24 protein-coding genes and 1 riboswitch are annotated in these 24,907 nt (G+C 66.8%); of the genes, 8 read left to right on the plus strand and 16 right to left on the minus strand.

What is annotated here, in order from left to right; all coding sequences use genetic code 11:
• Positions 1-4 precede the first annotated feature (4 nt).
• From cobF to cbiE, 6 genes are read right to left on the minus strand one after another with little or no spacing between them, the layout of a single operon-like run.
• On the minus strand, positions 5-754 hold the full coding sequence (gene cobF, locus IC761_RS23190) for a precorrin-6A synthase (deacetylating) (RefSeq protein WP_195798945.1): 750 nt from the start codon (positions 752-754) through the stop codon (positions 5-7).
• The gene (cobA, locus tag IC761_RS23195) at positions 751-1,482 is read right to left on the minus strand and encodes a uroporphyrinogen-III C-methyltransferase (RefSeq protein ID WP_195798946.1); all 732 of its coding nucleotides are present in this window, start codon (positions 1,480-1,482) and stop codon (positions 751-753) included. The genes cobF and cobA overlap by 4 nt, the downstream gene beginning before the upstream one ends.
• Positions 1,479-2,789, minus strand: a complete 1,311-nt coding sequence (locus IC761_RS23200) for a cobyrinic acid a,c-diamide synthase CobB (RefSeq protein WP_195798947.1) — start codon at positions 2,787-2,789, stop codon at positions 1,479-1,481. Before IC761_RS23200 ends, cobA begins: the two co-directional genes overlap by 4 nt.
• Entirely contained in the window at positions 2,789-3,571 is a 783-nt protein-coding gene (gene cobM / locus IC761_RS23205; protein ID WP_195798948.1) for a precorrin-4 C(11)-methyltransferase, read from the minus strand. The genes IC761_RS23200 and cobM overlap by 1 nt, the downstream gene beginning before the upstream one ends.
• Positions 3,568-3,936, minus strand: a complete 369-nt coding sequence (locus tag IC761_RS23210) for a cobalamin biosynthesis protein (RefSeq protein WP_195798949.1) — start codon at positions 3,934-3,936, stop codon at positions 3,568-3,570. The genes cobM and IC761_RS23210 overlap by 4 nt, the downstream gene beginning before the upstream one ends.
• Positions 3,933-5,114, minus strand: coding sequence for a precorrin-6y C5,15-methyltransferase (decarboxylating) subunit CbiE (gene cbiE, locus IC761_RS23215; RefSeq protein ID WP_195798950.1), 1,182 nt, complete (start codon positions 5,112-5,114; stop codon positions 3,933-3,935). The genes IC761_RS23210 and cbiE overlap by 4 nt, the downstream gene beginning before the upstream one ends.
• Here cbiE and IC761_RS23220 point away from each other — a divergent pair.
• Entirely contained in the window at positions 5,113-5,859 is a 747-nt protein-coding gene (locus IC761_RS23220) for a cobalt-precorrin-6A reductase (protein ID WP_195798951.1), read from the plus strand. The genes cbiE and IC761_RS23220 overlap by 2 nt on opposite strands.
• On the opposite strand, the gene cobJ is transcribed toward IC761_RS23220, so the two are convergent.
• From cobJ to IC761_RS23255, 7 genes are read right to left on the minus strand one after another with little or no spacing between them, the layout of a single operon-like run.
• Positions 5,835-6,569 (minus strand): precorrin-3B C(17)-methyltransferase, encoded by a 735-nt coding sequence (gene cobJ, locus IC761_RS23225; protein ID WP_195798952.1) that lies wholly within the window; start codon positions 6,567-6,569, stop codon positions 5,835-5,837. The genes IC761_RS23220 and cobJ overlap by 25 nt on opposite strands.
• Positions 6,566-7,297 (minus strand): precorrin-2 C(20)-methyltransferase, encoded by a 732-nt coding sequence (locus IC761_RS23230; protein ID WP_195798953.1) that lies wholly within the window; start codon positions 7,295-7,297, stop codon positions 6,566-6,568. The genes cobJ and IC761_RS23230 overlap by 4 nt, the downstream gene beginning before the upstream one ends.
• Before the next feature lie 2 nt (positions 7,298-7,299).
• Positions 7,300-7,929, minus strand: a complete 630-nt coding sequence (locus IC761_RS23235) for a precorrin-8X methylmutase (RefSeq protein ID WP_195798954.1) — start codon at positions 7,927-7,929, stop codon at positions 7,300-7,302.
• On the minus strand, positions 7,929-9,092 hold the full coding sequence (cobG, locus tag IC761_RS23240) for a precorrin-3B synthase (protein ID WP_195798955.1): 1,164 nt from the start codon (positions 9,090-9,092) through the stop codon (positions 7,929-7,931). Before cobG ends, IC761_RS23235 begins: the two co-directional genes overlap by 1 nt.
• Complete coding sequence (gene cobN / locus IC761_RS23245) at positions 9,089-12,337, minus strand: cobaltochelatase subunit CobN (RefSeq protein ID WP_195798956.1); 3,249 nt, start codon at positions 12,335-12,337, stop codon at positions 9,089-9,091. Before cobN ends, cobG begins: the two co-directional genes overlap by 4 nt.
• Entirely contained in the window at positions 12,337-13,371 is a 1,035-nt protein-coding gene (gene cobW / locus IC761_RS23250; RefSeq protein WP_195798957.1) for a cobalamin biosynthesis protein CobW, read from the minus strand. Before cobW ends, cobN begins: the two co-directional genes overlap by 1 nt.
• Positions 13,368-13,742, minus strand: a complete 375-nt coding sequence (locus IC761_RS23255) for a DUF1636 family protein (protein ID WP_195798958.1) — start codon at positions 13,740-13,742, stop codon at positions 13,368-13,370. The genes cobW and IC761_RS23255 overlap by 4 nt, the downstream gene beginning before the upstream one ends.
• 94 nt (positions 13,743-13,836) lie before the next feature.
• Positions 13,837-14,054, minus strand: a riboswitch (cobalamin riboswitch).
• Positions 14,055-14,094: 40 nt separating this feature from the next.
• Between IC761_RS23255 and cobO the strand changes: the two genes are divergently transcribed.
• Both cobO and IC761_RS23265 read left to right on the plus strand, forming a co-directional pair.
• The gene (gene cobO, locus IC761_RS23260; protein WP_195798959.1) at positions 14,095-14,730 is read left to right on the plus strand and encodes a cob(I)yrinic acid a,c-diamide adenosyltransferase; all 636 of its coding nucleotides are present in this window, start codon (positions 14,095-14,097) and stop codon (positions 14,728-14,730) included.
• Positions 14,731-14,741: 11 nt separating this feature from the next.
• Entirely contained in the window at positions 14,742-16,190 is a 1,449-nt protein-coding gene (locus IC761_RS23265; protein ID WP_195798960.1) for a cobyric acid synthase, read from the plus strand.
• Here IC761_RS23265 and cobD read toward each other — a convergent pair.
• Together cobD and cbiB are read right to left on the minus strand one after the other, a co-directional pair.
• Positions 16,179-17,144: a threonine-phosphate decarboxylase CobD gene (gene cobD / locus IC761_RS23270; RefSeq protein WP_195804749.1), complete on the minus strand. Its 966-nt coding sequence runs from the start codon at positions 17,142-17,144 to the stop codon at positions 16,179-16,181. The two genes, IC761_RS23265 and cobD, sit on opposite strands and share 12 nt — an antisense overlap.
• Before the next feature lie 11 nt (positions 17,145-17,155).
• Positions 17,156-18,097: an adenosylcobinamide-phosphate synthase CbiB gene (gene cbiB, locus IC761_RS23275; RefSeq protein WP_195798961.1), complete on the minus strand. Its 942-nt coding sequence runs from the start codon at positions 18,095-18,097 to the stop codon at positions 17,156-17,158.
• Between the two features lie 121 nt (positions 18,098-18,218).
• Here cbiB and cobU point away from each other — a divergent pair, with 121 nt between their 5' ends.
• From cobU to IC761_RS23300, 5 genes are all read left to right on the plus strand, one after another.
• On the plus strand, positions 18,219-18,722 hold the full coding sequence (gene cobU, locus IC761_RS23280; protein ID WP_195798962.1) for a bifunctional adenosylcobinamide kinase/adenosylcobinamide-phosphate guanylyltransferase: 504 nt from the start codon (positions 18,219-18,221) through the stop codon (positions 18,720-18,722).
• Positions 18,719-19,504, plus strand: coding sequence for an adenosylcobinamide-GDP ribazoletransferase (gene cobS / locus IC761_RS23285; RefSeq protein WP_195798963.1), 786 nt, complete (start codon positions 18,719-18,721; stop codon positions 19,502-19,504). Before cobU ends, cobS begins: the two co-directional genes overlap by 4 nt.
• 3 nt (positions 19,505-19,507) lie before the next feature.
• On the plus strand, positions 19,508-20,140 hold the full coding sequence (gene bluB, locus IC761_RS23290) for a 5,6-dimethylbenzimidazole synthase (RefSeq protein WP_195798964.1): 633 nt from the start codon (positions 19,508-19,510) through the stop codon (positions 20,138-20,140).
• Between the two features lie 104 nt (positions 20,141-20,244).
• Entirely contained in the window at positions 20,245-21,276 is a 1,032-nt protein-coding gene (locus IC761_RS23295; RefSeq protein WP_195798965.1) for an ABC transporter substrate-binding protein, read from the plus strand.
• Complete coding sequence (locus IC761_RS23300) at positions 21,273-23,969, plus strand: hybrid sensor histidine kinase/response regulator (protein ID WP_195798966.1); 2,697 nt, start codon at positions 21,273-21,275, stop codon at positions 23,967-23,969. Before IC761_RS23295 ends, IC761_RS23300 begins: the two co-directional genes overlap by 4 nt.
• Here IC761_RS23300 and IC761_RS23305 read toward each other — a convergent pair.
• On the minus strand, positions 23,962-24,858 hold the full coding sequence (locus IC761_RS23305) for a LysR family transcriptional regulator (protein WP_195798967.1): 897 nt from the start codon (positions 24,856-24,858) through the stop codon (positions 23,962-23,964). The two genes, IC761_RS23300 and IC761_RS23305, sit on opposite strands and share 8 nt — an antisense overlap.
• Positions 24,859-24,907: the final 49 nt, after the last annotated feature.

The following is a 24,907-nucleotide window of genomic DNA, read 5'->3' on the forward strand; positions in this document are numbered from 1 at the left end:
TCGCTTACGGCCTGCGCTTGAGAATGTAGGAGTCCATGATCCAGCCGTGCCGTTCGCGCGCATCCTGCCGCGCGGCGACGATGCGCGGGCCGATTTCGGCGAGCGCGCCGGACATGATGATCTGATCGGGCATGCCGAGATAGGCGCCCCACCAGATCCGAAGCCCGGTTGGATCGAGCGACTGAAACGCCGTGCCGCCGTCGAGCATCACCACCACGGTGTCAACGCCTTGCGGCCAGCCGCCTTCGCGCAAGCGACGACCCGTCGTGACCAGGAAGGGCTCGCCGATATCGTTGAGCGGCAGCGCATGCGCCGCACACAGAGCCTGGATCGCGGTGATGCCGGGAATGACCTCGATCGTCGGCAAGCGTTTTAGACGCCGCGCGATACGCAACGAGGAATCATAAAGCGACGGGTCGCCCCAGATCAGCAGCGTGACCTTGCCGTCGTTGCCGAGATGGTTTTCGATCGCCTGCGACCAGGTCGCCGCGACCGCATCGTGCCAGTCGTCAACGCCTTTGTGGTAATCCACCTCGCCAGCATTCCGCACGGGAAGATCGAACTCGGCGATGCGCGTCGCTGGATTGGTGAGCACGTCCGCGCAGATCGTCCGCCGCAAATCGGCGAGATCGGATTTCGCGCTCCCCTTGCGCGGGATCAGAACGAGATCAGCGGCGTTGATGGCAACGACGGCCGCGCGCGTGAGCTGCGCGGGATCGCCGCAACCGATGCCGATCAGGGAGAGCGTCATCATGACGGATAGTCTCCCGCCAGCGCGCCGAACAGGATCACGGCGGCCGTCGAGGCCGCGCCGCCTCGCGCCAGCTCGTCGGCCAGCTCGGCAATGGTGGTGCGGACCAGTCGCTCATCGGCGCGGCCGAGGGACTCGGCAAACAGCGCCGGCGTGGTCGGCGCGAGGCCGTGGTCGATCAACTTTGCCGCAAGCACGGGAAAGGTGCGGCGTCCCATATAGACCACGGTCGTCGCCTCGGGGTCGGCCAGCGCCGCCCAGTTGAGATTCTGCGGAAGCTTGCCGGTGACGTCGGCACCGGTGATGAACTGCACCCGGCGCGAGGTGTGGCGCCGGGTCAGCGGAATGCCGGCTTGCGCCGCGGCGACGCAGGCCGAGGTGACGCCGGGAATGATCTCGTAGCCGATGCCGGCTTCGCGCAGCGTCTCGAGTTCCTCCTCGAGCCGCCCGAAAATACCGGCATCGCCGGACTTCAGCCGCACGACGCGCGCGCCGGTCGCGGCATAATCGACCAGCAGGCGGTTGACATGATGCTGCTTGGTCGAGGGCCGCCCCGCCCGCTTGCCCACCGCGACGAGATTGGCCCCAGGCCGGGCGAGATCGAGGATCGCACCAGAAGCGAGGTCGTCGTAGAGCACCACGTCGGCCTCACGCAGCCGCGCGGCGCCCTTGAGCGTCATGAGCTCGGGGTCGCCGGGGCCGGCGGAGATGAAAGTGACAAAGCCGCTCACCGATCCTCCGCGATCAAATGGAAGAACGTGCCGGTGGCGTGTCCCCGCCGCGAGCCAGTCTCGGCGATGACCGCGCCTGTGGCATCATGCACGACCGCCAGTGGCGTATCCGGCTGCGCATGAATAGTCGAATAGTGGAACTCATGGCCGCGCAGGCGCGCGCCGACCTGATGGCCGGGCATAGGCGCTGCGAGCGCGGCGAGCCGATAGCCCAGATGCATGCGTCGCTTGGCAAAGCTCGTCTCTAGGCCGAGCAGGCCCGCCATCTCGTGACGGATACCATCGGCATCGGTGAGGCCTGCGCCAAGCACCATATAGCCTCCGCATTCGCCATGCACGGGTCGCGTCCCGGCGAAGGCGCGCAGGCCGCTGCGGAAACGCGCATTGGCAGCGATCTTGCCGGCATGAAGCTCGGGATAGCCGCCGGGCAGCCAGCAGACATCGGCGCTCGCGTCAGGCGCTTCATCGGCAAGCGGCGAGAATGTCGAGATTTCGGAACCGGCGGCGCGCCAGGCTTCCAGCATGTGCGGGTAGATGAAGGAGAAGGCCGCGTCGCGCGCCAGCGCGATGCGCTGGCCGGGCGGCGTTACGTTCAGACCGTTCGCCGCAGGTGGCGGTGACCAGCCCGCGGCCGATCGCAGCACCGCGTCCAGATCGACATGCTCGGCGACAAAGCGCGCGGCTTCGTCGATCAGCTTGCCGATCTCGGCTTGCTCCTCGGCCTGCACCAGCCCGAGATGCCGCTTCGGCAGGCTGATCTCGGCGTGGCGCGGCAGCGCGCCGAACACGGCAATGCCGGCGTCCACAAGCGCGCGCCGCACGAGATCCTCGTGGCGCGCGCTTGCGACGCGGTTGAGCACGACGCCAGCAAGCCGAACACCGGCGCGATAGTCGCGAAGCCCCGCGGCGATCGCAGCCGCCGTCTGCGCTTGTCCGGAGGGATCGATCACCAGCAGCACCGGCCAGCCCAGCATTTCCGCGATGTCGGCAGTGGCGCCGGTGCCAGAGACACCGCGCACGGCGACACCGTCGAACAGGCCCATCGATCCCTCGGCGAGCACGATGTCGGCATCACCGCCGCGGCTGACGAGATGCGAGATCGCCGCGCGATCCATTGCCCAGCTGTCGACATTGACCGAAGCGCGTCCTGTCGCGGCGGCATGGAAGGCGGGATCGATATAGTCGGGTCCGCTCTTGAAGCACTGCACCTTGAGGCCACGATTGCGCCAAGCGCGCGCGAGAGCCAGCGTCAGCGTCGTCTTGCCGACGCCGGAGGCCGGTGCGGAGATGACGAGGCCTGCCGGCATCACGGCGCCTCCGGAAAGCGCGGCTCGGCGCCGATGGGACGATAGCGGCGATCGTAATCGGCCGCATAGAGGCGGCTCTCATCAAAATCCGCAGTGCCCAGCGTCTTGCCGACGAGGATCAGCGCAGTGCGTTCCATCTCGGTGCCAACGGCGGCATCGAGTGTCGCCAGCGTGGCGCGGACGATGCGCTGGTCCGGCCAGCTCGCGCGCCAGACGACGGCAACTGGACAGTCTGCGCCATAATGCGGCGTCAGCTCGGCGATCACCTTGTCGAGCAGATGAATGGAGAGATGGATCGCGAGCACCGCGCCCGTCGCGGCGAAGGCGGCGATCTTTTCACCCTCGGGCATCGCGCTGGCGCGACCCGGCGTGCGCGTCAGCACGACGGTCTGGGCAAGACCTGGCAGTGTCAATTCGGCTTCGAGGGCTGCCGCAGCGGCGGAGAAGGACGGCACGCCGGGCGTGACGGTGAAGGGAATGCCGAGCGCGCGCAGGCGGCGCAACTGCTCGCCCATCGCCGACCAGATCGCAAGATCTCCGGAATGCAGCCGCGCGACATCCTTGCCCTCCGCATGCGCGGTCGCGATCTCGGCAATGATATCATCGAGCGACAGCGGCGCAGTGTTGACGATGCGCGCGCCGGGCGGGCAATGCGCTAGCACGCCCTCGGGTACCAGCGAGCCGGCATAGAGGCAGACCGGACAGCCGGCGATCAGATCGCGACCGCGCAAGGTGAGAAGATCAGCCGCACCTGGGCCGGCGCCAATGAAATGCACCGTCATGTGCCGTCTCCCTCCGCGATCGCGGCGGTCGCGGTCCGGTCCTGCGACACTACGCGCGTCGCGATCAACCGCGCGCGGGGCCCCGCGGCAGCAAGCGCCGCGGCCTCGGCGACCGATCCCGTGCCGAATTTTTCGGTAACGAGTTTTGACTGCGTCGGCGTGTCGACGCCGGCCAGCATTTCGGCCGGAACCGCCTTGATCGGTAACCCGCATTCGCGCGCGAGCTGTCTGAGCGCTTCCGCGTCAGCCTTGTCGCTGATAGTCGCCACCGCAGCAAGGCCCTTGGAACCGCCGACCGCCAGGAGCACCTCGCGCAGCGAAGTCAGCGTCACGTCCTGCTTGAATCCGAGTCCGGCGACCTTCATCGGACCACACTCCATTGCACCACCGGTCGCGCGGCCTCCCAGGAGCGGTAACGGCCCAGCGGTGCGGCATGGGCGATCTCGACCCGCATCAGCTCGCCACCGTGACGCTGATGCAGCTCGCCGAGCAGCGCTTCAGTCTCCAGCGTCACGGCATGCGCGACCAACCGCGCGCCGGGCGCGAGGCGCGACCAAACGGCGTCGAACACTGCGATGTCGAAACCTCCGCCGATGAAGACGGCATCCGGCGCTTCCAGCGCGGTCAGAGCCTCGGGTGCCCTTCCCGTGATGGGCGCGATGCGATGCGCCAGTCCGAACGCGGCTGCGTTGCTGCGAATGTTCACGGCGCGATCCTCGCGTGCCTCGACGGCGATCGCGGTCCCGCCACATAGCGCCCACTCGATCGAGATCGAGCCGGAGCCGGCGCCGATGTCCCACAGCTTCTCGCCGGGACGCGGCGCCAACGCCGAGAGCGCGAGCGCGCGCACCGGCCGCTTGGTGATCTGGCCATCATGGGCGAAGAGATCATCTGGCAGGCCCGAGCTGCGAGAAACGCCTTGCGTTCCGCTCGCCTCCAGTGCCACCGCAACCAGATTCGCAGAGAGATCGCCGACAAACCCGTCGGCGCGATGCTCGGCAATGTTTTCGTGCCGCCCACCGAGCGCGGCGAGCGTCCAGCATGCCGACGCTCCCCATCCACGCTCGCTCAGCCATTTTGCGAGATCGCCCGCCGCCCTGCCGTCGCGCACGAGACAGATGATCCGCACACCGGACGCGAGATGCGGAACGAGGCGTTCGAACGGCGCGGCGTGGAGACCGAGACAGACAACGGATTCAAGCCGCCAGCCGAGCCGCGCAGCGGCAAGCGAGAAGGTCGATGGCATCGAGTACGCGATCCACTCGCTCGCATCCAGCTTCTCGGCAAGGCTTGCGCCGACACCGTGCCAGAACGGATCGCCAGAGGCGAGCACAGCGGTCCGGCGGCCGCGACAGCTGAGCACGATTTCTGCGTCGAACGGCACCGGCCATGGGCGACCACGGCTGCCTACGTCCGCAAGCGCGAGATGGCGCTCGCCACCGAAGACTGTTTCCGCCTTGGCGAGTGCCTTTCGGCTTGCCTCGGACAGCCCGGCAAGGCCATCTTCGCCGATACCGATGATGGTCAGCCAGGGATCAGCCATGACACGCGCCCTTATTCTGGGCGGAACAGCCGATGCGAGCCTGCTCGCAGCGGAGATCGCGCGCGCGCGTATCGAGGCCGTCTATTCCTATGGCGGCCGCACCCGCGCGCCGGCCGATCAGCCGCTGCCGACCCGTATCGGTGGCTTTGGCGGCGTGAGCGGGCTTGCCGACTACATCCGCAGTGAAGGCATCACCCATGTGATCGACGCAACGCATCCCTTCGCTGCCGAGATGAGCCGTAACACCGTTGAAGCGTGCACGGAAACCGGCACGCCATTGATTGCTCTCGAGCGAGCGCCCTGGACCAGAGCGCCGGATGACAGGTGGATCGAGGTCGCTGATCTCAGCGCCGCGGCGGCCGCTCTTCCCGAGTCGGCGGCAAAAGTGTTCCTCGCCATCGGGCGCCAGCACATAGCGCCGTTCGCAAGCAAGTCGCAACATGCCTACACGCTGCGGTTCGTCGATCCGCCTGAAACGGCCCTGCCCTTCGCAGCCGATGTCATCGTGTCGCGCGGACCGTTCACGCTCGACGGCGAACTCGAGATGATGCGCGCACGCGGCATTGCATGGATCGTCGCTCGCAATTCCGGCGGCGATGGCGCACGCGCGAAAATCGACGCCGCCCGCACGCTCGGCCTTTCCGTGATCATGATCTCGCGACCGAAACTGCCCGAGCGGCAGCGGGTGGAGAGCGTCGTCGCCGTGATGCAGTGGCTCGGTCATCGCACGCCTCTCGGCGCATAGACCCAGCGGGCGATGCGGCGCGTCTGCGAATTGCCGATGATCACGAGTGTGCGCATGTCGGCCATCTCGGGCCGTGCTTCATTCAGGGTGACCGTCTCGATCTTCTCATCGGCCGCGCTGATGGCGCGCGCGAAGATGACGAGGCGCTCACCACAGCCGGCTTCCTTCAGCACTGCGAGTGCACGGCCAAATCCTTCCGGCCGGCTCGCTGAGCGCGGATTGTACAGCGAAATGGCAAAATCGGCTTCGGCCGCGAGCCGCAGGCGCTTCTCGATCACCGCCCAGGGCTTGAGATTATCCGAGAGATTGATCGCGCAAAAATCATGGCCGAGCGGAGCGCCAGCCCGCGCGGCGGCCGCCAACATCGCCGTGATGCCCGGCAGCACGCGGATTGGCAGCGCCTGATATTGCGGCGCCTGTTCGAGCGCCTCGAACACAGCCGACGCCATCGCGAACACGCCGGGGTCGCCGGAGGACACGACGACGACCTGACCGCCTTCAGCCGCAAGCCGCAGGGCCTCGGCTGCCCGCTGCAGCTCTTCGCGATTGTCCGATGGATGCAAGGTGAGACCGGGACGCGGCGCAACACGTGCGACATAGGGCGCGTATCCCAAAATATCGGTCGCAGCAGCAAGCGCAGCGGAGACCTCCGGCGTCACCAGCGCGTCACTGCCGGGCCCGAGGCCCGCGATGGTCAGCGTGCCCGTCATTCGGCGGCGTCCAGATGCCGGCCTTTACCGTGCACCAGTACGATCGCGAAATAGGGACACTCGGTGGCGTCGATATCGGCGAGCCGCGCCACGCGCTCGCCCGGCATGGTGCCGCGCTCGACCAGCCATGCATCGTTCAGCCGGCCGGCGGCGGCGAGCGCGCGCCGCACTTTGGCGAGATTGCGGCCGGTCTTCATGATGACCAGCGCATCGGAATCGCGCATGCGCCGTTCGAGCTCGTCCTCGGCGAGCGTGCCCGCCAGCACCGTCGTCACGTCGTCGCCGAGCGCGATCGGCTGGCCGACCGCGTTCCAGCAGCCGACCATGCCGGGAATGCCGGCGATCACCTCGATCTCGACGCGGCCTTGCAGGCGCGTGTGCAGATGCATGAAGGAGCCGTAGAAATAAGGATCGCCCTCGCAGAGCACGACGACATCGACCGCGCGCGAAAGCCGCGCCAGCCGCTCGGCCCATTCGTCGTAGAAGCCGGCCAGCAGCTGGACGTATTCGGCGCTGTCGAAGGCGATCTCCGTGGTGACCGGATATTCCATGGGATTTTCGGTGACGTCGGCAGCCAGCATGCCCTCGACGATGCGCCGCGCCTGACCGGGCCGGCCCTTCTTGCGGAAATAGGCGACGTGCTTTGCCCCACGCACCGTGCGATCGGCGCGCACGCTCATCAGATCGGGATCGCCGGGACCGAGACCGCAGCAGATGATGCGTCCCATCGCTATTCGCTCCGGCTCGCCAACGCATTCACGGCGGCAACTGTGATCGCGGAGCCGCCGAGGCGACCCTCGACTGTCAGCGCCGGGACCGGCGGATCGGCCATCAGCGCGGCCTTGGATTCGGCGGCGCCGACGAAGCCGACCGGGCAGCCGATGATGGCCGCCGGCCGCGGACAGTCGCGATCTTCCAGCATGTTGAGCAGATGAAACAGCGCGGTCGGCGCATTGCCGATCGCAACGATCGCGCCGTCGAGATGCGGCCGCCACAGCTCGAGCGCCGCGGCCGAGCGGGTGTTGCGCATGGATTGCGCCAGCGCGGGCACGACAGCGTCGCCGAGCGTGCAGAACACGACATTGTCGGCGGGCAGCCGGGCGCGCGTGATTCCCTCCGAGACCATGCGCGCGTCGCACAGGATCGGCGCGCCCTTCTGCAAGGCGGCGCGCGCGGCGGTCGCCATGCCGGGGGTGAAGCGGATGTGCGCCTCGAGGCCCACCATGCCTGCAGCATGGATCATCCGCACCACGACCTGCTCCTCGTCCGGCGTGAAGCGCGCCAGATCGGCTTCGGCACGGATGGTCGCAAAGGACTGGCGATAGATCGCCGCACCGTCGGTTTCGTAAGTGTGCGGCATCAGTGCCCTCCCGTCAGGATGGAGGGATCGCCGACGATATCATCTCGGCTCAGGCCGCGCAGGATCGGCTCATCCCGCGTCGAGCCGTTCCGGACAAGATCGAAGCCGACGCTGGTCGCAACCAGTGTCACCGCGGATGCGCCGGAGCGGGCGCAGCCCTTGGCACAACCGGACACATGCAGCCGGGTATCGAGCGCAATGCGCGGCGCGAGCGCCGCCGCCAACGCGCGCGTATCGGCGTGCGCTTCGCGGCAGCGCGGAGCACCGCTGCACGCTATGACCCGCAATGCGGGGTCATAGGGCTCGGTGATGAGGCCCGCCCCACTTGGCATCTCGCGCTTGTCTTCGCTGAGCACCATCCGCCACGGCGTCATGCGCAGTGCATGCCCGGAGCCGGAGAATTGGTCGAGCGTTGAGTGCAGCATCTGCCCGAACGCGACGCCAACCAGCGCGCCGTGCGGATAATACCCGGGCCGCGAGGCGGCCATCACGGGCGCGGGCTCGGTCTCGCCACGCAACATCTCAGGCAATACCGCGCCGGCCGCGATGTGGGCCGCCATGCGCCCTCGCCCATCCTTCGCACCGCCCGATACGATGAACCAGTCCGCGAGCGCGAGCGCCGTGGCCACGGCCTCCCCGCGCCCGACGGCGTAGCCAAGCATGGCACCATCGGCCCGCACCAGCAGGCGACCGCCACGATCGCGCTCGATGCGTACATCGGCGGAATCGCCGGCGAGCACGCGCGATCTTCCATCATCGACGGCGAAGCCGAATTTTGTGGGAAGATCAAGCGTACTCTCGGCGAGCGCTTCTTCGAGCTCGGCGGCGAGCGCCTGCGTCTCGTCATCGGCATTCCAGAACGGCGTCACCAAAATGTTGCGGCGGGCCTCTATAGTAGGGTCAGGGTCGAGCAGCCGCAGCAACGCAAGTCCGTCGAGCAGCCGGCGATGGCCCTGTTCGCTGACGCCTCTAATCTGGAGGTTGGCGCGGCTCGTTACATCGATCAGACCATTGCCGTAGCGCTCGGCGAGTTCGGCAAGCCCGGCTGTCTGCGCTGCATCGAGCCGCCCGCCAAACGGGCGCACACGGACCACGAGCCCGTCGCCCGATTGCATCGGCCGCAACGCGCCGGGGCACCAGCCCTTGACCATGGCCGCGCTCATGACGCCTCCTTGAGCGCGGCCGCAATCGAATTGCGGCGCGTTCGCCAGAGTGAGGCCTCATGCAGGCGCGTGAAGCATGTCTCCATTGCGGCGAGCGCCGACGGATTTTCGCGCGTCATGAAGGCGCGGACGTCGTCATTGCCGAGCGTCGCATCGTAGTAGAGATCGAACAGATGCGGCGGCACCGCACCGGCGAGATGCGCGAAGGCAGCCATGTGCTCGAGCGTCGCTGTGATCTCGGCGGCGCCGCGAAAACCGTGGTGCATCATGCCGGCGATCCAGGCCGGATTGGCCGCGCGCGCGCGAACCACGCGCGAGATTTCCTCCGTCAGCGTGCGCGCATGCGGCTGCTCGGCGCGCGTCGCATCGAGATGATAGAGCGACGGCGCTCGCGCGCCGAGATGTGCTGCAGCGGCAGCAACACCCGCTTCATGCGCTGCGTAATCGGCGACGAGCAGGAGATCGGCTTCCGGCAAGTCCTGGATGTGGACGAAAGCATCGGCAGACGCGAGCCGCTGTTCGATACCGGCGCGATCGGCCTTGATCTCGCCGTCGGCGGAGAATGCCCAGGAGGACGCCGACAGCCAGGCTTCGCCGGCGGCGGCGCGAGTCTCGGGTGTGAAGACATCAGGGATCGCCGACAGACCAACGCCGTATTGTCCAGGGCGGGGCGCGAACACGCGCGACGCGCGGTGGCGATAGGGGTTTTCCTCGCCCTCCTCCTCCCGTGCCGCGAGTGCCTCGGAGGCGGCTTCGAACAGTTGTGCGAGGCCTGCAAAGACATCACGGAACAGACCCGACACGCGCAGCGTCACGTCGATGCGGGGACGGCCAAGCTCGGCCGGCGGGATGATGTCGTAGCCGGTGACACGGCCGGAGGCGCGATCCCAGCGCGGCGCGAGGCCGGCCAGATGCAACGCCATCGCGAATTCCTCGCCGGCGGTGCGCATCGTTGCCGAGCCCCAGAGATCCACCACGAGCCCCTTCGGCCATTCGCCGTGATCCTGCAAATGCCGGCGCAGCAGCTCTTCGGCGAGCTTGATGCCCTGCGCATGCGCCGACGGCGTCGGCACCGCGCGGGGATCGACGGCGAAGAGATTGCGTCCCGTCGGCAGCACGTCCTGCCGACCTCGATAAGGCGAGCCTGATGGTCCCGGCGCAACGCGCTGGCCCGCGAGCGCAGCACGCAATGCGTCGCGCTCCGCCTCGCCACAGGCGCCACGGCCGAACACGTGCAGGCCGTCACCGAACTGGCTCTCCTTGAGGTCGCAGACGAAGCGGTCGATCCGCGGGATCGCTTCGGCCGGCGCTGCCGCGGCATCAAGGCCGAGATCGTCTTCGAGACCCGCCGCGCGGGCCTCGTCACGAATTGCAGCGATCAGGCGCTGGCGGCGAGCGGGATCGAGGCCGTCGGCGGTCGAATATTCGTCAAGCAGCTGTTCCAGACGACGCAGGCTTTCCGGCACGGTCGAGGCCGCCAGCGGTGGCGGCAGATGGCCGATCGTAACGGCGGCAGTGCGCCGCTTGGCCTGCGCGGCCTCGCCGGGATCGTTGACGATGAACGGATAGATGATTGGCAGATCGCCGATCAGCGCTTCCGGCCAACATGCTGATGACAGGGCCACGGATTTGCCCGGCAGCCATTCCAGCGTGCCGTGCGCGCCCATATGGACGACGGCATCATACCCCTGCTCCCGGAGCCAAAGATAAAACGCGACATAGGCATGTCGCGGCGTGCGGGCGAGATCGTGATAATCGGCGCCGCGCTCGGCCGTGTCGCCACGCTCGGGCTGGATTGCGATGATCGACTTGCCGCATGCGATGGCTGCAAAATGAAATACACCGTCGCGGCAGCCTGGATCGTTCTCGGGTGCACCCCAGGCACGCGAGAGATCGTCCTGCAATTCTTGGGGAAGGCGAGCGAGCGCGGCACGATAGCTCGCGGCACTCCAGGTCAATTTCTGCTCTAGCAGCGTCTCGCCGAGGGCATGGACCGGCGCGACATCGAAGCCGGCTTCACTCAGGTCGGACAGCAACGCTTCCGCCGAAGCAAGCGCATCGAGGCCGACCGCATGCGCAATCTGATGCGGGCGTCCGGGATAGCTCGAGAGCACAATCGCCAGCCGCTTCTCGCTAGCCGGCGTCTCTGCCAGCCGCCGCCAAGCCGAAACGCGCGCGGCGACGGCCTTCACTCGCTCTTGGTCCGCACGATGGGCCAGATGCGAAAACTGCAGATCAAGGTCACGTTCGGCCGCCGATTTGAAGCTCACCACGCCCGCGAACAGGCGGCCGTCGACCTCGGGCAGCACCACATGCATCGCGAGATCGCCGGGCGACAGGCCGCGCAACGATCCCGCCCAGTCCTCGCGTCGGGCCGTCGACAGCGCGACCTGGAATACGGGGCAAGGCGCTGCATCGAATGGCGTCGTGCCGTCGTCGCCGGCTGCGGAGAACGCCGTCGCGTTGACGATCGCAGCCGGCGGACTTTGCGCAAGATGTGCCCGCAGCCAATCCGCGGCACTTGTGGCCTTCAGGGACGCGACGAACACGCCGTAAGCGTCAAAACCTTTTTCACGCAGCGCCGCGATCAACGCGTCGACCGGGCCAGTATCCGCGGCGATGAGATAGGAGCGATAGAACGTCACCAGCGCGCGGGGCATCCCCTCGCCTATCGGCGACTCGGCGATGACGCCGCGCGCGGGATCGTAAAAACCCATTTCGGGCACAGTCACCTCGCCGACGACCGGCCCGGCATAGAGGCCTGAGGCCAGCGCGAGCTGTGCGATCGCGGCTTGCGCAGCAACCGCGCCGCCGGTGTCGCAGAGCACCTTGAGCCGTCGCAGCGTCGAAACTGGCAATGTCGAATATTCGTCGAGCCGCGTGTCGTCGCGGCCATCAGCCGGCAGCACGGCGAGCACGATGTTGCGATCCTTCGCGAGCTGTTGGAGCGCTGCCAACCCGTACGACCAGTAGGACTCCCCGCCAATCAGGCGCACCAGGATTCCGCGCGCCTGCGACAGCGTGCGCTCGATATAGGTGTCGACCGAGAGCGGATGACGGAGCTCCGCGAGGTTCGCGAGCCGCAGCGACGGCAGGCTGTCGCGGCCGCGACGCCAGCCGGCGGCGAATGCGGCGAGATCGGAATCCGAGTACGAGAGCACCACGAGATCGGCCGGGTCCTGGCCGATGTCCCTTGGCGTCGCGGTCTCCTCGAGACCGCGGCTCTCGCGGAAGACGACGTGCATCAGATACCAAGTCCTGCCTTGATGGCGGCCTCGTCGATATCGCCGTGCTCGCCGATTACGACGAGTTTTGACTGCCTGATACCCGCGCCCCAGGGCTTGTCGAACTGGTGGCGCACGCGCTCGCCGACGGCTTGCAACAGCAGACGCATCGGCTTGCCCGCGACTGCGACATAGCCCTTGGCACGCAGCACGTTCTGCTCGCGCGCCAGCTTCTGGACCGATGCGACCAGCGCATCGACGTCTGTGACTTCGGGAAGATCGATCACGACCGAAGCAAAATCGTCGTGCTCGTGCTCCTCTTCGCCATCATGATGCGAGGGACGCGCGGCGAGATCGTTCTCGGCGGCGGCGCCGAGACCGAGGATGATGCGCGCATCGATCGCGCCGTCGGTGATCGGTAACATCGGCACCCGGCGCGGCATCTCGGCCGCGATCACTGCTTTTGCTGCCTCGATGCCGGCGCTGCCCGCCAGATCAGCCTTGGTCAGCAGCACGATGTCGGCGCAGGCGATCTGGTCCTCGAACACTTCCGACAGCGGCGTCTCGTGATCGAGATTTTCATCCGTCGCGCGCTGCGCTTCCACGGCATCCGGATCCGGCGCGAAACGGCCGGCGGCGACGGCTTCGGCGTCGGCCAGCGCAATCACGCCGTCCACCGTGATACGCGAACGGATCTCCGGCCAGTCGAACGCCTTCAACAGCGGTTTTGGCAGCGCCAGGCCCGAAGTCTCGATCAGGATGTGATCGGGCCGCACGGGGCGCGCCAGCAGCTGCTCCATGGTCGGTATGAAATCGTCCGCGACGGTGCAGCAGATGCAGCCATTGGCGAGCTCGACGATGTTCTCCTCCGGACAATTCGCGTCGGCGCACGACTTCAGGATCTCACCATCGACGCCCTCACTGCCGAACTCGTTGACGAGCACCGCGAGCTTCTTGCCGTTTGGGTTTGCAAGGAGATGCTGGATCAGCGTGGTCTTGCCGGAGCCGAGAAAGCCGGTGACCACCGTGACCGGGACTTTTGCGAGCGAGTTCATTCGGCGGCCTCCGGCAACACGGCAATGGGGGGAATGCGCGCAAGCGATTGCTTGCGGAAGATTTCGGGACGGCTGCGCCAGGGCACGATGCCGTCAGGCGCGGCCGCATAGGCGGCAGCACCCGCGACCACGTCGGACGCGTTGGCATCCGAGAGGCGGCCATAGACATAGGACCAGCGGCCGGGCGCGCTCAGCGCGACCGAGCAGCCCTGGTTGCAGGCCGACAGGCATTCGACGGGAACAACGGTGATGCCCTCAGGCACGCCGGCCTCGAGGATCGCGCCATGCAGACGCTTGCCGGGCGTGGCCTCGCCCTCAACTGGCGTCTGGCCGGCACGGCAGGTGATGCAAACGTGAAGTGTGACGGTCATCGCCTCTTCCAGAATGACAGCGGGAGGCGAAGAGGTGCACGGACCGGTCTTGCGAAGGCCCGTTTCCCCGTCGCGGAACACCCCGTCCGCCGGTCCAAATTCGTCCGCGTTGGCAGGTCTCCCGGCTTGCGGAGCAGGGTTTCCCCTTCGATCCCCGCCTTCCCGATCCCCGTGGGATCAGTGGCTTCGGACATCTCTCCGGTCACGGTCGCGGGGGCGGCTGCATTTTGGAGCCAAATCTTGCCGATTCGGACCCTATCGCATTCCCTCTTCGCCTGTCATAGGACAGGAACCAACGCCGGGCCACCATTTGCCCCCGGCCGCCACTTGTCAAGCCGAAGGACCCCGTCCGATGACGCCTGAACCGGAGACCCCGACGGCCGAGGAAACCGACGCTCGTCACGCCGCGAAGATGGCGAAAATCAAGGTCGCCCGCGACAAGATCATGGCGACCAAGAGCGGCGAAAAGGGCCTCATCATCGTCCACACCGGCGCCGGCAAGGGCAAATCGTCCTCGGCCTTCGGCATGATCGTGCGCTGCGTCGCCCACGGCTTCCCTTGCGCGGTGGTGCAGTTCATCAAGGGCGCCTGGGATACCGGCGAGCGGCGCCTGCTCACCGGCCATTTCGGCGAGCTCTGCCAGTTCCACGCGATGGGCGAAGGTTTTACCTGGGAGACGCAGGACCGCGCCCGCGACATCGCGGCTGCCCGCTCCGGCTGGGAGAAGGCCAAGGAGCTGATCCTCGACCAGACCTTGCGCATGGTCGTGCTCGACGAGATCAACATCGCGCTGCGCTACGACTATCTCGACATCGCCGAGGTCGTCGACTTCCTGAAGACCTCGAAGCCGCCGATGACGCATGTCGTCCTCACCGGGCGCAACGCCAAGGACGAGCTGATCGAGATCGCCGATCTCGTCACCGAGATGACGCTGGTGAAACACCCGTTCCGTTCCGGCATCAAGGCGCAAGCCGGCGTCGAGTTCTAAAGACACAAGCGATGGCGCGCGCGTTGATGATCCAGGGGGCCGGCTCGGACGTGGGCAAGTCGCTCATCGTCGCCGGCCTCGCGCGCGCCTTCACGCGGCGCGGCCTGCGCGTGCTTCCTTTCAAGCCGCAGAACATGTCGAACAATGCCGCCGTCACCATCGACGGCGGCGAGATCGGCCGCGCCCAGGCACTGCAGGCGCTCGCCGCCGGCGTCGAGCCGCATACCGACATGAACCCGGTGCTGCTCAAACCCGAGACCGATGTCGGCGCTCAAGTCGTTGTGCACGGAAAGCGCATCGCGACCACGCGTGCGCGCGATTATGCGGCGATGAAACCCTCGCTGATGGGCGCCGTGCTGGAGAGCTTTGAGCGGCTGAAGGCGCGCGCCGATCTCGTGCTGGTCGAAGGCGCCGGCAGCCCGGCCGAGGTCAACCTGCGCAAGGCTGATATCGCCAATATGGGCTTTGCCCGCAAGGCCGACGTGCCGGTCGTGCTGGTCGGCGACATCGACCGCGGCGGCGTGATCGCGCAGCTCGTTGGCATCAAGACGGTGATCGACCCCGACGACGCTGCAATGATCCAGGGCTTTGTCATCAACAAGTTTCGCGGCGATCCTACGCTGTTCGACGACGGCTATCGGTTGATCGAAGATAAGACAGCCTGGCGCGGGTTTGGCGTGCTGCCCTGGTTTTCGCGTGCCGGCGAATTGCCAGCCGAGGATGCGCTCGGCCTCACCGACGCGCGCAAGCCCGGCCAACGCAAGATCGCCTGCCTGGCCCTGTCGCGGATCGCCAATTTCGACGATCTCGATCCGCTCAAACTCGAGCCGGGCGTCGATCTCGTGATGGTCCGTCCGGGGGAAGCGATCCCGGGCGATGTCAGGCTCGTCATCATCCCCGGCTCCAAATCTACCCGCGGCGATCTCGCCTTCCTGCGCGCACAGGGCTGGGACATCGATCTGCTCGCGCATCATCGCCGCGGCGGCCATGTGCTCGGCCTCTGCGGCGGCTATCAGATGCTCGGACGCAGCGTCGCCGATCCCGATGGCATCGAAGGACCCGCGGGCGAAACGCCCGGCCTTGGACTGCTGGACGTCGTGACGGAGATGAGCCCGCAGAAAACGCTGACGCGCGTTGTGGCCGTGCATGCCGCAACAGACCAGCCGATCGAGGCCTACGAAATCCACATCGGCCGCACCGAGGGCCCGGATCGTGCGCGGCCGTTTGCGAAACTCGATGGCGAGCCGGAAGGCGCGATCTCCAGCGATGGGCGCGTGCAAGGCAGCTATCTGCACGGCCTGTTCACATCGGATGATTTTCGTAAGGCGTTCTTGGCAAAGCTCGATATCCCCGCCGGCGACGAGCCTTATTTCGGCAGGGTCGAGGGCGCGCTCAATGCGCTGGCCGACCACATCGAAAGGCACCTCGACGTCCAGGGCCTGCTCGCCCTAGCGCGCTAGGACCTTACCGAGCCGCGTCCATTCGGACTCGGCGCCCGGAAGCCCGAGGCGCAGCCATGTCGGATTTTGTGTGAAGACACGCGACCAGATTTCAGCCCGCGCCAGCATCACCTGTGCGGCACGTGCGTCGGGCGTCTCGTAGAGACGAAACAGCGGCGCGCCGCCGACGAGCCGCCAGCGCTGCCCCTGCGCCATCTCGTCCAGACGAACACAGTCCTGCGCAAGCCGCGCTGACGTCGCCTTGGCCCAGGCATCATCGCGCAAGGCACGACAACCGATAGCGATCGCCGCGCCCGACACCGGCCATGGACCTGAAGCCGCCGCGAGCCTGCCTATGTCAGCCGCATGGCCGATCGCGAACCCAAGCCGCAGGCCGGCAAGACCATAAAATTTTCCGAACGAGCGCAGGATCAGCAGCCCGGGCCGCCCCGCTTCCGAAGCGAGCGAGAGTTCGGGAACAGCGTCTGCAAAGCTCTCGTCGATGACGAGGTGACCGACGCGCGGCAAGAGCGCAAGCAGGTCCTTCGGCGCGTGACGGCAGCCGTCGGGATTGTTGGGATTGACGACGATGGCGAGGTTTGCCCCCACCAACGCATCGAGCTCGCTCGCCTCTTCGACCTCCCAGCCGGATGCCGACAGAACGGGAGCATACTCGTTATAGGTCGGTGCGAGGATACGAGCCCGGCCGCGCGGCGCAAGCTGCGGCAACAGTTGAATGACGGCCTGCGCGCCGCCCATCGCAACGATCGGTGCGTCTGTACGATAAGCGTGCTGGGCGGCCTGATGCAGCGCCTCGATCTCGGTTCGCGACGGCAACGCCTGCCAATGATGCGCAGCGATCTCTCCCACGGGATAAGGCAGCCGGTTGATCCCGGTCGAGAGATCAATCCAGTCTTCCGCACGCCCACCAAAATGCCACCGGGCGTGATCGAGATTTCCACCGTGCTCGCGCATGTCTTGTTCTTTCATGCGAAAGCCAGGATCGCAAGGAGGCCGGCGAGAAGCAGCATGGCACGGCGGCAGACGGTCAGCGCATGATCAATGTCGGCGGCGAGCGGGTCGCGCGCCCCTTCATTGAGCCAGGGCTCGTCGGTCGCGCTGCCGTGATAGATGCGGGGACCAGAGAGCCGGACACGAAGCGCGCCGGCCATCGCCGCTTCCGGCCAGCCGGCATTGGGCGAGCGGTGGCGGCGCGCATCGCGCGTCATGCAGGACAGCGCTTCCAACCGCCGAGGCGCAAGCAGCACGAACAGAAATCCGGTCAAACGCGCCGGAACGAAGTTGGCGACATCGTCGATGCGCGCTGCCGCCCAGCCGAAGGCCTCGTGGCGTTCGCTGCGATGACCGATCATCGAGTCCAATGTGTTGATCGCCTTGTAGCCAAAAATGCCGGGCAGCCCGAACAGCGCACCCCAGAACACCGGCGCCACGATGCCATCGGAGGCGTTTTCGGCGAGGCTCTCGATTGCGGCGCGCGCGATTCCGGTCTCGTCGAGCGCCGCAGGATCGCGGCCGACGATGCGCGACACCGCTTCGCGCGCGCCGGCGATATCGCCGGCCTGCAATGGTCTTGCGACGGCGGCGACATGGTCATGCAGCGAGCGCAAAGCGACCAGTGGCCAGGCCAGGAGGCCGACGAGCACAGTCTGCACCCAGCCCCATGGGAGCAGGGATTGAAGCACCCAGCCAAGCACAACGGAGAGCACGATCACCAGAAGCGCTCCGGCGACCCCCGCAGCACGCCGCCGTGCCGGCGGATCGAAATCGCGATTCCAGGCGGTATCGATGGCGCCGATCAGCCGGCCGAGCCATGTCACGGGATGGCCGATCCGCGCGAACAACGGCGACGGCCAGCCCAACAGGGCATCCACCACCATCGCCACCGCCATCGCACCTGCAAAACCCACATGCGCCTCCTGCCCTGCCCCTGTTGCGCAAAGCGCTGGCCGAGCGCAAGCCCCAAGCGACGGATTTCGGCTTTGTCTTTGGCCGCGTTTGGTGATTAGTGCTTGGCCGATAGGAGACCTTATGGTCGTCATCTTGATCACGGGCGGAGCGCGATCGGGCAAGAGCAAACGCGCGGAGAGCCGCGCGCGCGGCTTTCCCGGGCGGCCAGTCTATGTCGCGACGGCCGAGGCGCTCGACGCCGAGATGGAAGAGCGGATCGCAAGACATCGCGTGCGGCGCGGAACCGACTGGATCGAGCGCGAGGTGCCGCTCGACCTCGTGCCAGCGCTGGTCGCAAGCGATGGCGGCGGCGCGCGGCTGGTAGACTGCCTGACACTCTGGCTCTCCAACCTGCTGCATGCGGAGCGCGACTGGGAGCACGAGGTGAACGCGCTTGCCGCCACCCTGCTCCATCTCAAGAGCCCGGTCGTGCTCGTCACCAATGAGGTCGGCCTCGGCATCGTGCCCGACAACGCGCTGGCGCGCAGCTTTCGCGACGCCGCGGGGATCATGAACCAGATCATCGCCGATGTCGCCGACGAGGTCGAGTTCGTCGTTGCCGGCCTGCCGATGAAGCTGAAATGATGCCGCGTTTCGACATCCTGAAAGACGTCGTCACCGATCTCGGGATCGCGGCGTCCTTTGTCACGATCGTGCCGGTGGCATCACCGAAGCCAGCCGCCGACGGCGCTGTCGCGCGCGCGACCTGGGCGCTGCCGGTCGCGGGATTGCTGGTAGGGCTTACAGGCGCTGTGGTCTACGCGGTCGCGAGCAAGCTGGGACTGGCGCCAGGAATGGCCGCCCTGCTCGCGCTTGCCACGACCGCCCTTATCACCGGCGCGCTGCATGAGGACGGGCTTGCAGATACCGCCGACGGGCTCGGTGGCGGCCGCACGCGCGAGCGCAAGCTCGAGATCATGCGCGACAGCCGGATCGGCAGCTACGGCGTCTGCGCGCTGATCCTGTCGTTCGGCCTGCGCTGGAGCGCGCTGGCCGCAATTGCCAGCCCATGGCTCGTGACGCTTGCGCTGATATCCGCGCATGCCGCGGCCCGCGCGGGCGTGCCGGCCTTCATGTCGCTGGTCGCCCCGGCCCGGCCCGACGGACTCTCCGCGCGCGCAGGTTCGCCGCCGGGCCGCAGCGTCGCCATCGCCTTTGCGCTTGGCACGCTCACGCTTGCGCTTGCGCTCGGGCCGGCCAAGGCGCTGGTTGGGCTCGTCCTGCTGTCGCTCGCCGGGCTGATCCTGGCCCGACTTGCCATCCGCCAGATCGGCGGACAGACTGGCGACATCCTCGGCGCTTTCGAGCAGGTCGGCGAGATCCTGATCCTGCTTGTCGCGGCAGCCTTCCTTCACGGGGGAGGATGAATCATGGTCGAGTTCGATGATACCTTCCGCCGGCAATTGCACGAGCTGTTCGTATGGCGCCGCGACGTGCGGCGCTTCCGCGTCGATCCGCTGCCGGACGGCGCCGTGGAGCGCCTGATCGAAACCGCCTGCCTGTCGCCCTCGGTCGGCCTGAGCCAGCCGTGGCGCTTCGTCGTCATCGATGATGCCGCGCGGCGCCGCGCCGTGATCGACGACTTCAGGGCTTGCAACGCCGACGCGCTGGCCTGCTATTCCGGCGAGCGCGCGGCGCGCTATGCCGTGCTAAAACTCTCGGGCCTCGAACAGGCACCCGGCCACGTCGCCGTGTTCGCCGACAAGGCCAGCGAGATCGGCCACGGCCTCGGCCGCGCGACCATGCCGGAAACAACTGAATATTCGGTGGTCGCGGCCATCACTGCGATGTGGCTCGCCGCGCGCGCGGAAGGTATCGGTCTCGGCTGGGTCTCGATCCTCAGTCCGGACCGCATCCACGGCATTCTCGACGTGCCGGCGTCCTGGAAGTTCATAGCCTATCTCTGCATCGGCTATCCCGAGGCGGAGTGCGATCAGCCCGAGCTCGAACGGGCGAAGTGGGAAGACCGGCGCAACCCGGACGAATTCACGCTGCGGCGCTAGCCGACACTGCGAACGAGCGTTCACATGCCCGTTTCATCAATTGTGGATACCGCCCGTTCGCGTTAAGCATCCACCTTGGGACGGACCATCGAGCAGTAGATTCCATGACCGACCGGCCTTCCGCTTTCGCGGTCGATCGCCGCGGCTTCATACGCCTTGCAGGCACAACTGCCGCGGGCTTCCTCGCGCTCGGCGCAACGCCGGATCGCATGCGAATCGTCGCTACGATCACCAGTCTGTCGCTCGACGACGAGCTGACCAGACGGAACATGACCGACGGCTCGACCTCTCGCCTCGGCGGGCTCATCGCGGGCTTGCGGCAGCGCGGCTGGGTCGAGGGAATCAACTACCGCTTCGAAATCCGTTCGAGCTTCGGCGGACCTGACAAGATGAAGATCGCGGTCCAGGAAATCATCGATCTCAAGCCGGACGTCATCCTGACCGGCTCCACGGTCGAAACCGCGGCCATCATGGCCGCGACCAAGACGATCCCGATCGTGTTCGCGACCTCCAACGACCCCGTCGGCAACGGCTTCGTCCAAAGCCTTGCCCATCCCGGCGGCAACGTCACCGGCTTCACCAGCAGCACCGCCGAGATGGGCGGAAAATGGCTTCAGCTCATCCGGGAGGCTGTGCCGGATATTGCGCGCGTCGGCATCCTGTTCAATCCGGCGTCCACACCCCGTGCCGGGCGCTTCTACCTCGACTCCATCGAGCAGGAGGCCGTGGCGGCCGGCGTCGCCGTGGTCCTCGCGCCGGTCAGCACGGCAGCGGAGATCGACGGCGCGATCGGCCGCTTTGCCGAGCCGCCCAGGGCGGCGATGATCTCGCTCGTCGACAGCTTTCTGGTGGTGAACCGTCAGGCCATCATCGCGGCAACGGCGAAGTACCGCGTGCCCATGATCTATCCGTTCCATTATTTCATGGATGCGGGCGGGCTGATGAGCTACGGGCCGACGCTGGAGGTACGCTCCGCCGATTACGTCGATCTCATCCTGCGCGGCACCAAGGCCGGCGATCTCCCGGTGCAATCGCCGCGGAAATACGAGCTCCTGATCAACCGCACCGTTGCCAACGCGCTCGGATTGACCATTCCCTTCACACTGCTGGCGCGCGCCGACGAGATCCGCGAGTGAACGAAACGGTCGACCAGGGACATTTGCGGACGCCTCCGGGCCGGCTGTTCCGGAAATATCTCTACTCGATCGTCGCACTCGCCTTTGCCGCGCTCGCCGTCAACACCGGTTTCGACGTCTGGTTCTCCTACCGCGAGCAGAAGCAGCTTCTCGCGGCAACCCAGCGCGAGCAGGCAGCAAGCGCGGCCATTCAAATCGGCCAGTTCATCGGCCAGATCGAAAACCAGATCAGATGGCTCTCGCGCCTGCCCCCGGAGCTGTCCACCAACGAGGACGAGCGGCTGAACGCCATCCGTCTCCTGCGTCTCTCGCCCGCTATCGCGGAGATTGCCGAGCTCGACGCGGAGGGCCGCGAGCAGGTGCGCGTGTCGCGCCGCGTCGCCGACCGGATCGGCAGCAAGACCGATCTCTCCGCCTCGCCCGCCTTTCGCGGCGCCAATGAAAGCCGGACCTATTACGGGCCGGTCTACTTCTTCGGCGACACCGAACCGTACATGACGCTCGCCGCGCGCAGCGGCGGCCGCAATCCCAACGTGGTCGTCGCCGAGGTCAATCTGCGCTTCATCTGGGACCTCGTCGCCGGGATCAGGGTGGGCAACACCGGCAAGGCCTATGTGGTCGACCGCATGGGCGTGTTGATCGCGCATCCCGATCTGTGGCCGGCGTTGCGCCGCAGCGATCTCTCCGCGCATGCCGACGTCCGCGCTGCGCTCGATGGTGTGGGACCGCCCTCGGGCGGCCTGGTCAAGGAGGATTTTTCAGGTCAACGCGTGCTGTCGACCTATGCGACCGTCCCCTCGCTCGGCTGGCTGGTGTTCGTCGAGCTTCCGCTCAGCGAGGCCTATGCTCCGATCTACGCCTCGATCGGACGATCGACGTTTCTGCTGATCGTCCTGCTCGCCTTCGCGGTTCTGGTGTCGCTCTGGCTCAGCCGGCGCATGACCGTGCCGATCCAGATGCTGACCCAAGGCGCGCGGCGGATCGGCAGCGGCGATCTCGGCCTGCGGCTCGCGATCAAGACCGGCGACGAGCTGGAAGCGCTCGGCGACCAGTTCAACCGGATGGCCGCGCATTTGCGCGAATCCTACGCAACCCTCGAACGCAAGGTCATCGAACGGACCTCCGAGCTCGAGAAGGCACGCGATCACGCCCTTGCCGAGCACGATGCGGCCGAACGCGCACGTAGCGTCGCAGTTGCGGCCAACGAGACCAAATCACGCTTCCTCGCCGTGGTCAGCCACGAGCTGCGCACGCCGCTGAACGGCGTCATGGGCGTGCTGCAACTGCTCGATGACGGCAGGCTCGGTGAGGTCCAGCGCCGCCACCTCGCGACTGCGGCCGCATCGGGAGAGACGCTGATCGCGCTGGTCGACGCCATCCTGGAATATGCCCGCCTGGAGGCCAGCACTGAGGCGCTGGAGACGCGCGACTTCCGCCTCGACCACCTGATCGAGACGGCAGCCGATTTGATGCGTCTGCAGGCGTTCGGCAAGGGCCTGACCTTCGACCTCGCCTGCGACGCGACGGTCGGCACGTCCGTGCGCGGCGATCCGGTGCGGCTCAACCGTGTCCTGCTCAATTTGATCGGCAATGCGATCAAGTTCACCCCGAGCGGTGGGATCGGCTTGAAGGCGTCGGCGGAACAGCACGACGACCACGTCCTGTTGCACGTCACGATCCGCGATACCGGCATTGGCATCGCGCCCGACATGCACGAGCGGATTTTCGAGGATTTCGTCCAGGCGGACGACAGCATCGCCCGGCGCTTCGGCGGCACTGGCCTCGGACTTGCCATCGCGCGCCGCCTCACCCGGCTGATGCACGGCGAGCTGACCGTGGAGAGCGCGCCGGGTGTGGGCAGCGTGTTCACGCTCGAAGTGCCGCTCAGTCGCGCCACGAGCGGCGTAGCGCAAGGCGCGGTCGAGCCGCCGTCACGGCCGCTCAGCGTGCTTCTGGTCGACGATGATCCCGTCAACTGCGAGGTCGGCGAAGCGATCCTGAACCGGCTCGGCCACCGCCCCACGATCGCCACGAACGGCGCAGCGGCCGTCGCGCTTGCTCGCGAGCAGTCCTTCGACGTCATCCTGATGGATCTGCACATGCCCGACATGGATGGAGTGGAAGCAGCGTCGCTGATCGGAAAGCTCGGCCTGCCGCGGATGCCGCGCATCATCGCCGTCACCGCCGACGTGTCGCGCAGCGCCCGCGGGCGGCTCGCAAGCGCGGGGATCATCCAGATCGTCAGCAAACCGATCCTGATCAACGCGCTGCGCGAGGCGATCGAAGAGGATCCCCAGAACGAGCAGCCGACCGCGACGCGCCTCGCCGCAGGCGCATTGATCGACCGGCACTTTCTCGACGACCAGAGAGAGCTGCTCGGTGTCTCGCAGATCGCGAAGCTTCATCACTTGCTGCATCAGACCGGCGCCAAACTGATCGAGGACATTGCCGGTGCAGCCGAAGCCGGCGATCGCAAGCAGCTTGCGCGATCCGCGCACCAGCTCGGCAGCGCGGCGAGCGCGCTCGGCCTGGTTCGCCTGTTCGATCATTGTCGCGATGTCGAGCTGGCGGCACCGACGATGTCGCCCGCCGAATGCGAGAGCGCCGCGCGCGAACTCGCCGCGCTTCGAGAAGCATCGATGCACACGCTCGACGATCTGCTCGCACCCGCGGAGCAGCGTTCGATCAGATAACGTCCTCTCGGCCAAAGCGCTCGACGAGGAAATCGATAAACAGCCGCACCTTCACCGACAGATGCCGCGTCGGCGGATAGACCGCATAGAGCGCGAGCGGCGGCGCGAAATAGTCGTCCAGCACGGTCCGCAGCTCGCCCTTCCGCAAGGCGTCAGCGGCAATGAACTGCGGTAGCAGTGCGAGCCCCCTGCCCTTGATCGCGACGTCGCGCAGCACCTCGGCATTGTTGACGCACAGCGACCAGGCCGGCTGGATCCAGTGATCGCCGTCGGCACCGGTGAGCTTCCACTGATTGCCGGTGAGCAGGAAGCCGTAGGTCAGCGACACGTGGTCGCGCAAATCCTGCGGATGTTTTGGCGTCCCGTGACGCGCCAGATAGTTCGGCGAGGCACAGATCATGCGCGGCACTGGCACGATCTTCCGCGCGATCAGGCTGGAGGATTCCAGTTCCGCAATCCGCAGCGTCACGTCAAAACCGTCCTGGACGGGATCAAGCAGATCGTCGCTGAGCACGAGCTGGAGTTGAAGCTCCGGATATTTGTCCATGAAGTCCGCGAGCACAGGCCCGAGCCGCATCGTGCCGAACGACATCGGCGCATTGACGCGCAGCAGCCCGCGCGGCGCCGACTGGGCCTGCGTCACCGCCTGATCGGCCGCCTCGATCTCCGAAAGGATCACGACCGCGCGCTCGAAATAGCGCTGGCCGTTCTCGGTCGGGCTCGCGTGGCGGGTGGTCCGGTTCAGGAGCTGGACGCCGAGGTTTTCTTCAAGATCGGCGATGTATTTGCTGATCGCCGAGCGCGACAGCCGCAGCTGGCGGCCGGCCTCGGCAAAGCTGCCGCTCTCGACGACCTTCACGAAGGCCCGGAGGCTCGCGACCTTATCCAAGGGCCGCCTCGGGCCATTGTTTCCAAATCGTAGACATAGACGTCATATT

This window comes from Bradyrhizobium commune (genome assembly GCF_015624505.1).
GTDB lineage: Bacteria > Pseudomonadota > Alphaproteobacteria > Rhizobiales > Xanthobacteraceae > Bradyrhizobium > Bradyrhizobium commune.

Bases quoted from the DNA above. Each gene is read 5' to 3' on its own strand.
- IC761_RS23235 (WP_195798954.1), bottom strand. From the start codon at position 7,929: ATGCCGCACACTTACGAAACCGACGGTGCGGCGATCTATCGCCAGTCC.
- cobW (WP_195798957.1), bottom strand. From the start codon at position 13,371: ATGAACTCGCTCGCAAAAGTCCCGGTCACGGTGGTCACCGGCTTTCTC.
- cobF (WP_195798945.1), bottom strand. From the start codon at position 754: ATGATGACGCTCTCCCTGATCGGCATCGGTTGCGGCGATCCCGCGCAG.
- cobJ (WP_195798952.1), bottom strand. From the start codon at position 6,569: ATGACGGGCACGCTGACCATCGCGGGCCTCGGGCCCGGCAGTGACGCG.
- cobS (WP_195798963.1), top strand. From the start codon at position 18,719: ATGATGCCGCGTTTCGACATCCTGAAAGACGTCGTCACCGATCTCGGG.
- IC761_RS23295 (WP_195798965.1), top strand. From the start codon at position 20,245: ATGACCGACCGGCCTTCCGCTTTCGCGGTCGATCGCCGCGGCTTCATA.
- cobD (WP_195804749.1), bottom strand. From the start codon at position 17,144: ATGCGCGAGCACGGTGGAAATCTCGATCACGCCCGGTGGCATTTTGGT.
- IC761_RS23230 (WP_195798953.1), bottom strand. From the start codon at position 7,297: ATGGGACGCATCATCTGCTGCGGTCTCGGTCCCGGCGATCCCGATCTG.
- cbiE (WP_195798950.1), bottom strand. From the start codon at position 5,114: ATGGCTGATCCCTGGCTGACCATCATCGGTATCGGCGAAGATGGCCTT.
- cobU (WP_195798962.1), top strand. From the start codon at position 18,219: ATGGTCGTCATCTTGATCACGGGCGGAGCGCGATCGGGCAAGAGCAAA.
- IC761_RS23220 (WP_195798951.1), top strand. From the start codon at position 5,113: ATGACACGCGCCCTTATTCTGGGCGGAACAGCCGATGCGAGCCTGCTC.
- cobN (WP_195798956.1), bottom strand. From the start codon at position 12,337: ATGCACGTCGTCTTCCGCGAGAGCCGCGGTCTCGAGGAGACCGCGACG.
- IC761_RS23200 (WP_195798947.1), bottom strand. From the start codon at position 2,789: ATGCCGGCAGGCCTCGTCATCTCCGCACCGGCCTCCGGCGTCGGCAAG.
- IC761_RS23255 (WP_195798958.1), bottom strand. From the start codon at position 13,742: ATGACCGTCACACTTCACGTTTGCATCACCTGCCGTGCCGGCCAGACG.
- cobO (WP_195798959.1), top strand. From the start codon at position 14,095: ATGACGCCTGAACCGGAGACCCCGACGGCCGAGGAAACCGACGCTCGT.
- bluB (WP_195798964.1), top strand. From the start codon at position 19,508: ATGGTCGAGTTCGATGATACCTTCCGCCGGCAATTGCACGAGCTGTTC.
- IC761_RS23210 (WP_195798949.1), bottom strand. From the start codon at position 3,936: ATGAAGGTCGCCGGACTCGGATTCAAGCAGGACGTGACGCTGACTTCG.
- IC761_RS23265 (WP_195798960.1), top strand. From the start codon at position 14,742: ATGGCGCGCGCGTTGATGATCCAGGGGGCCGGCTCGGACGTGGGCAAG.
- cobG (WP_195798955.1), bottom strand. From the start codon at position 9,092: ATGAGCGCGGCCATGGTCAAGGGCTGGTGCCCCGGCGCGTTGCGGCCG.
- cobM (WP_195798948.1), bottom strand. From the start codon at position 3,571: ATGACGGTGCATTTCATTGGCGCCGGCCCAGGTGCGGCTGATCTTCTC.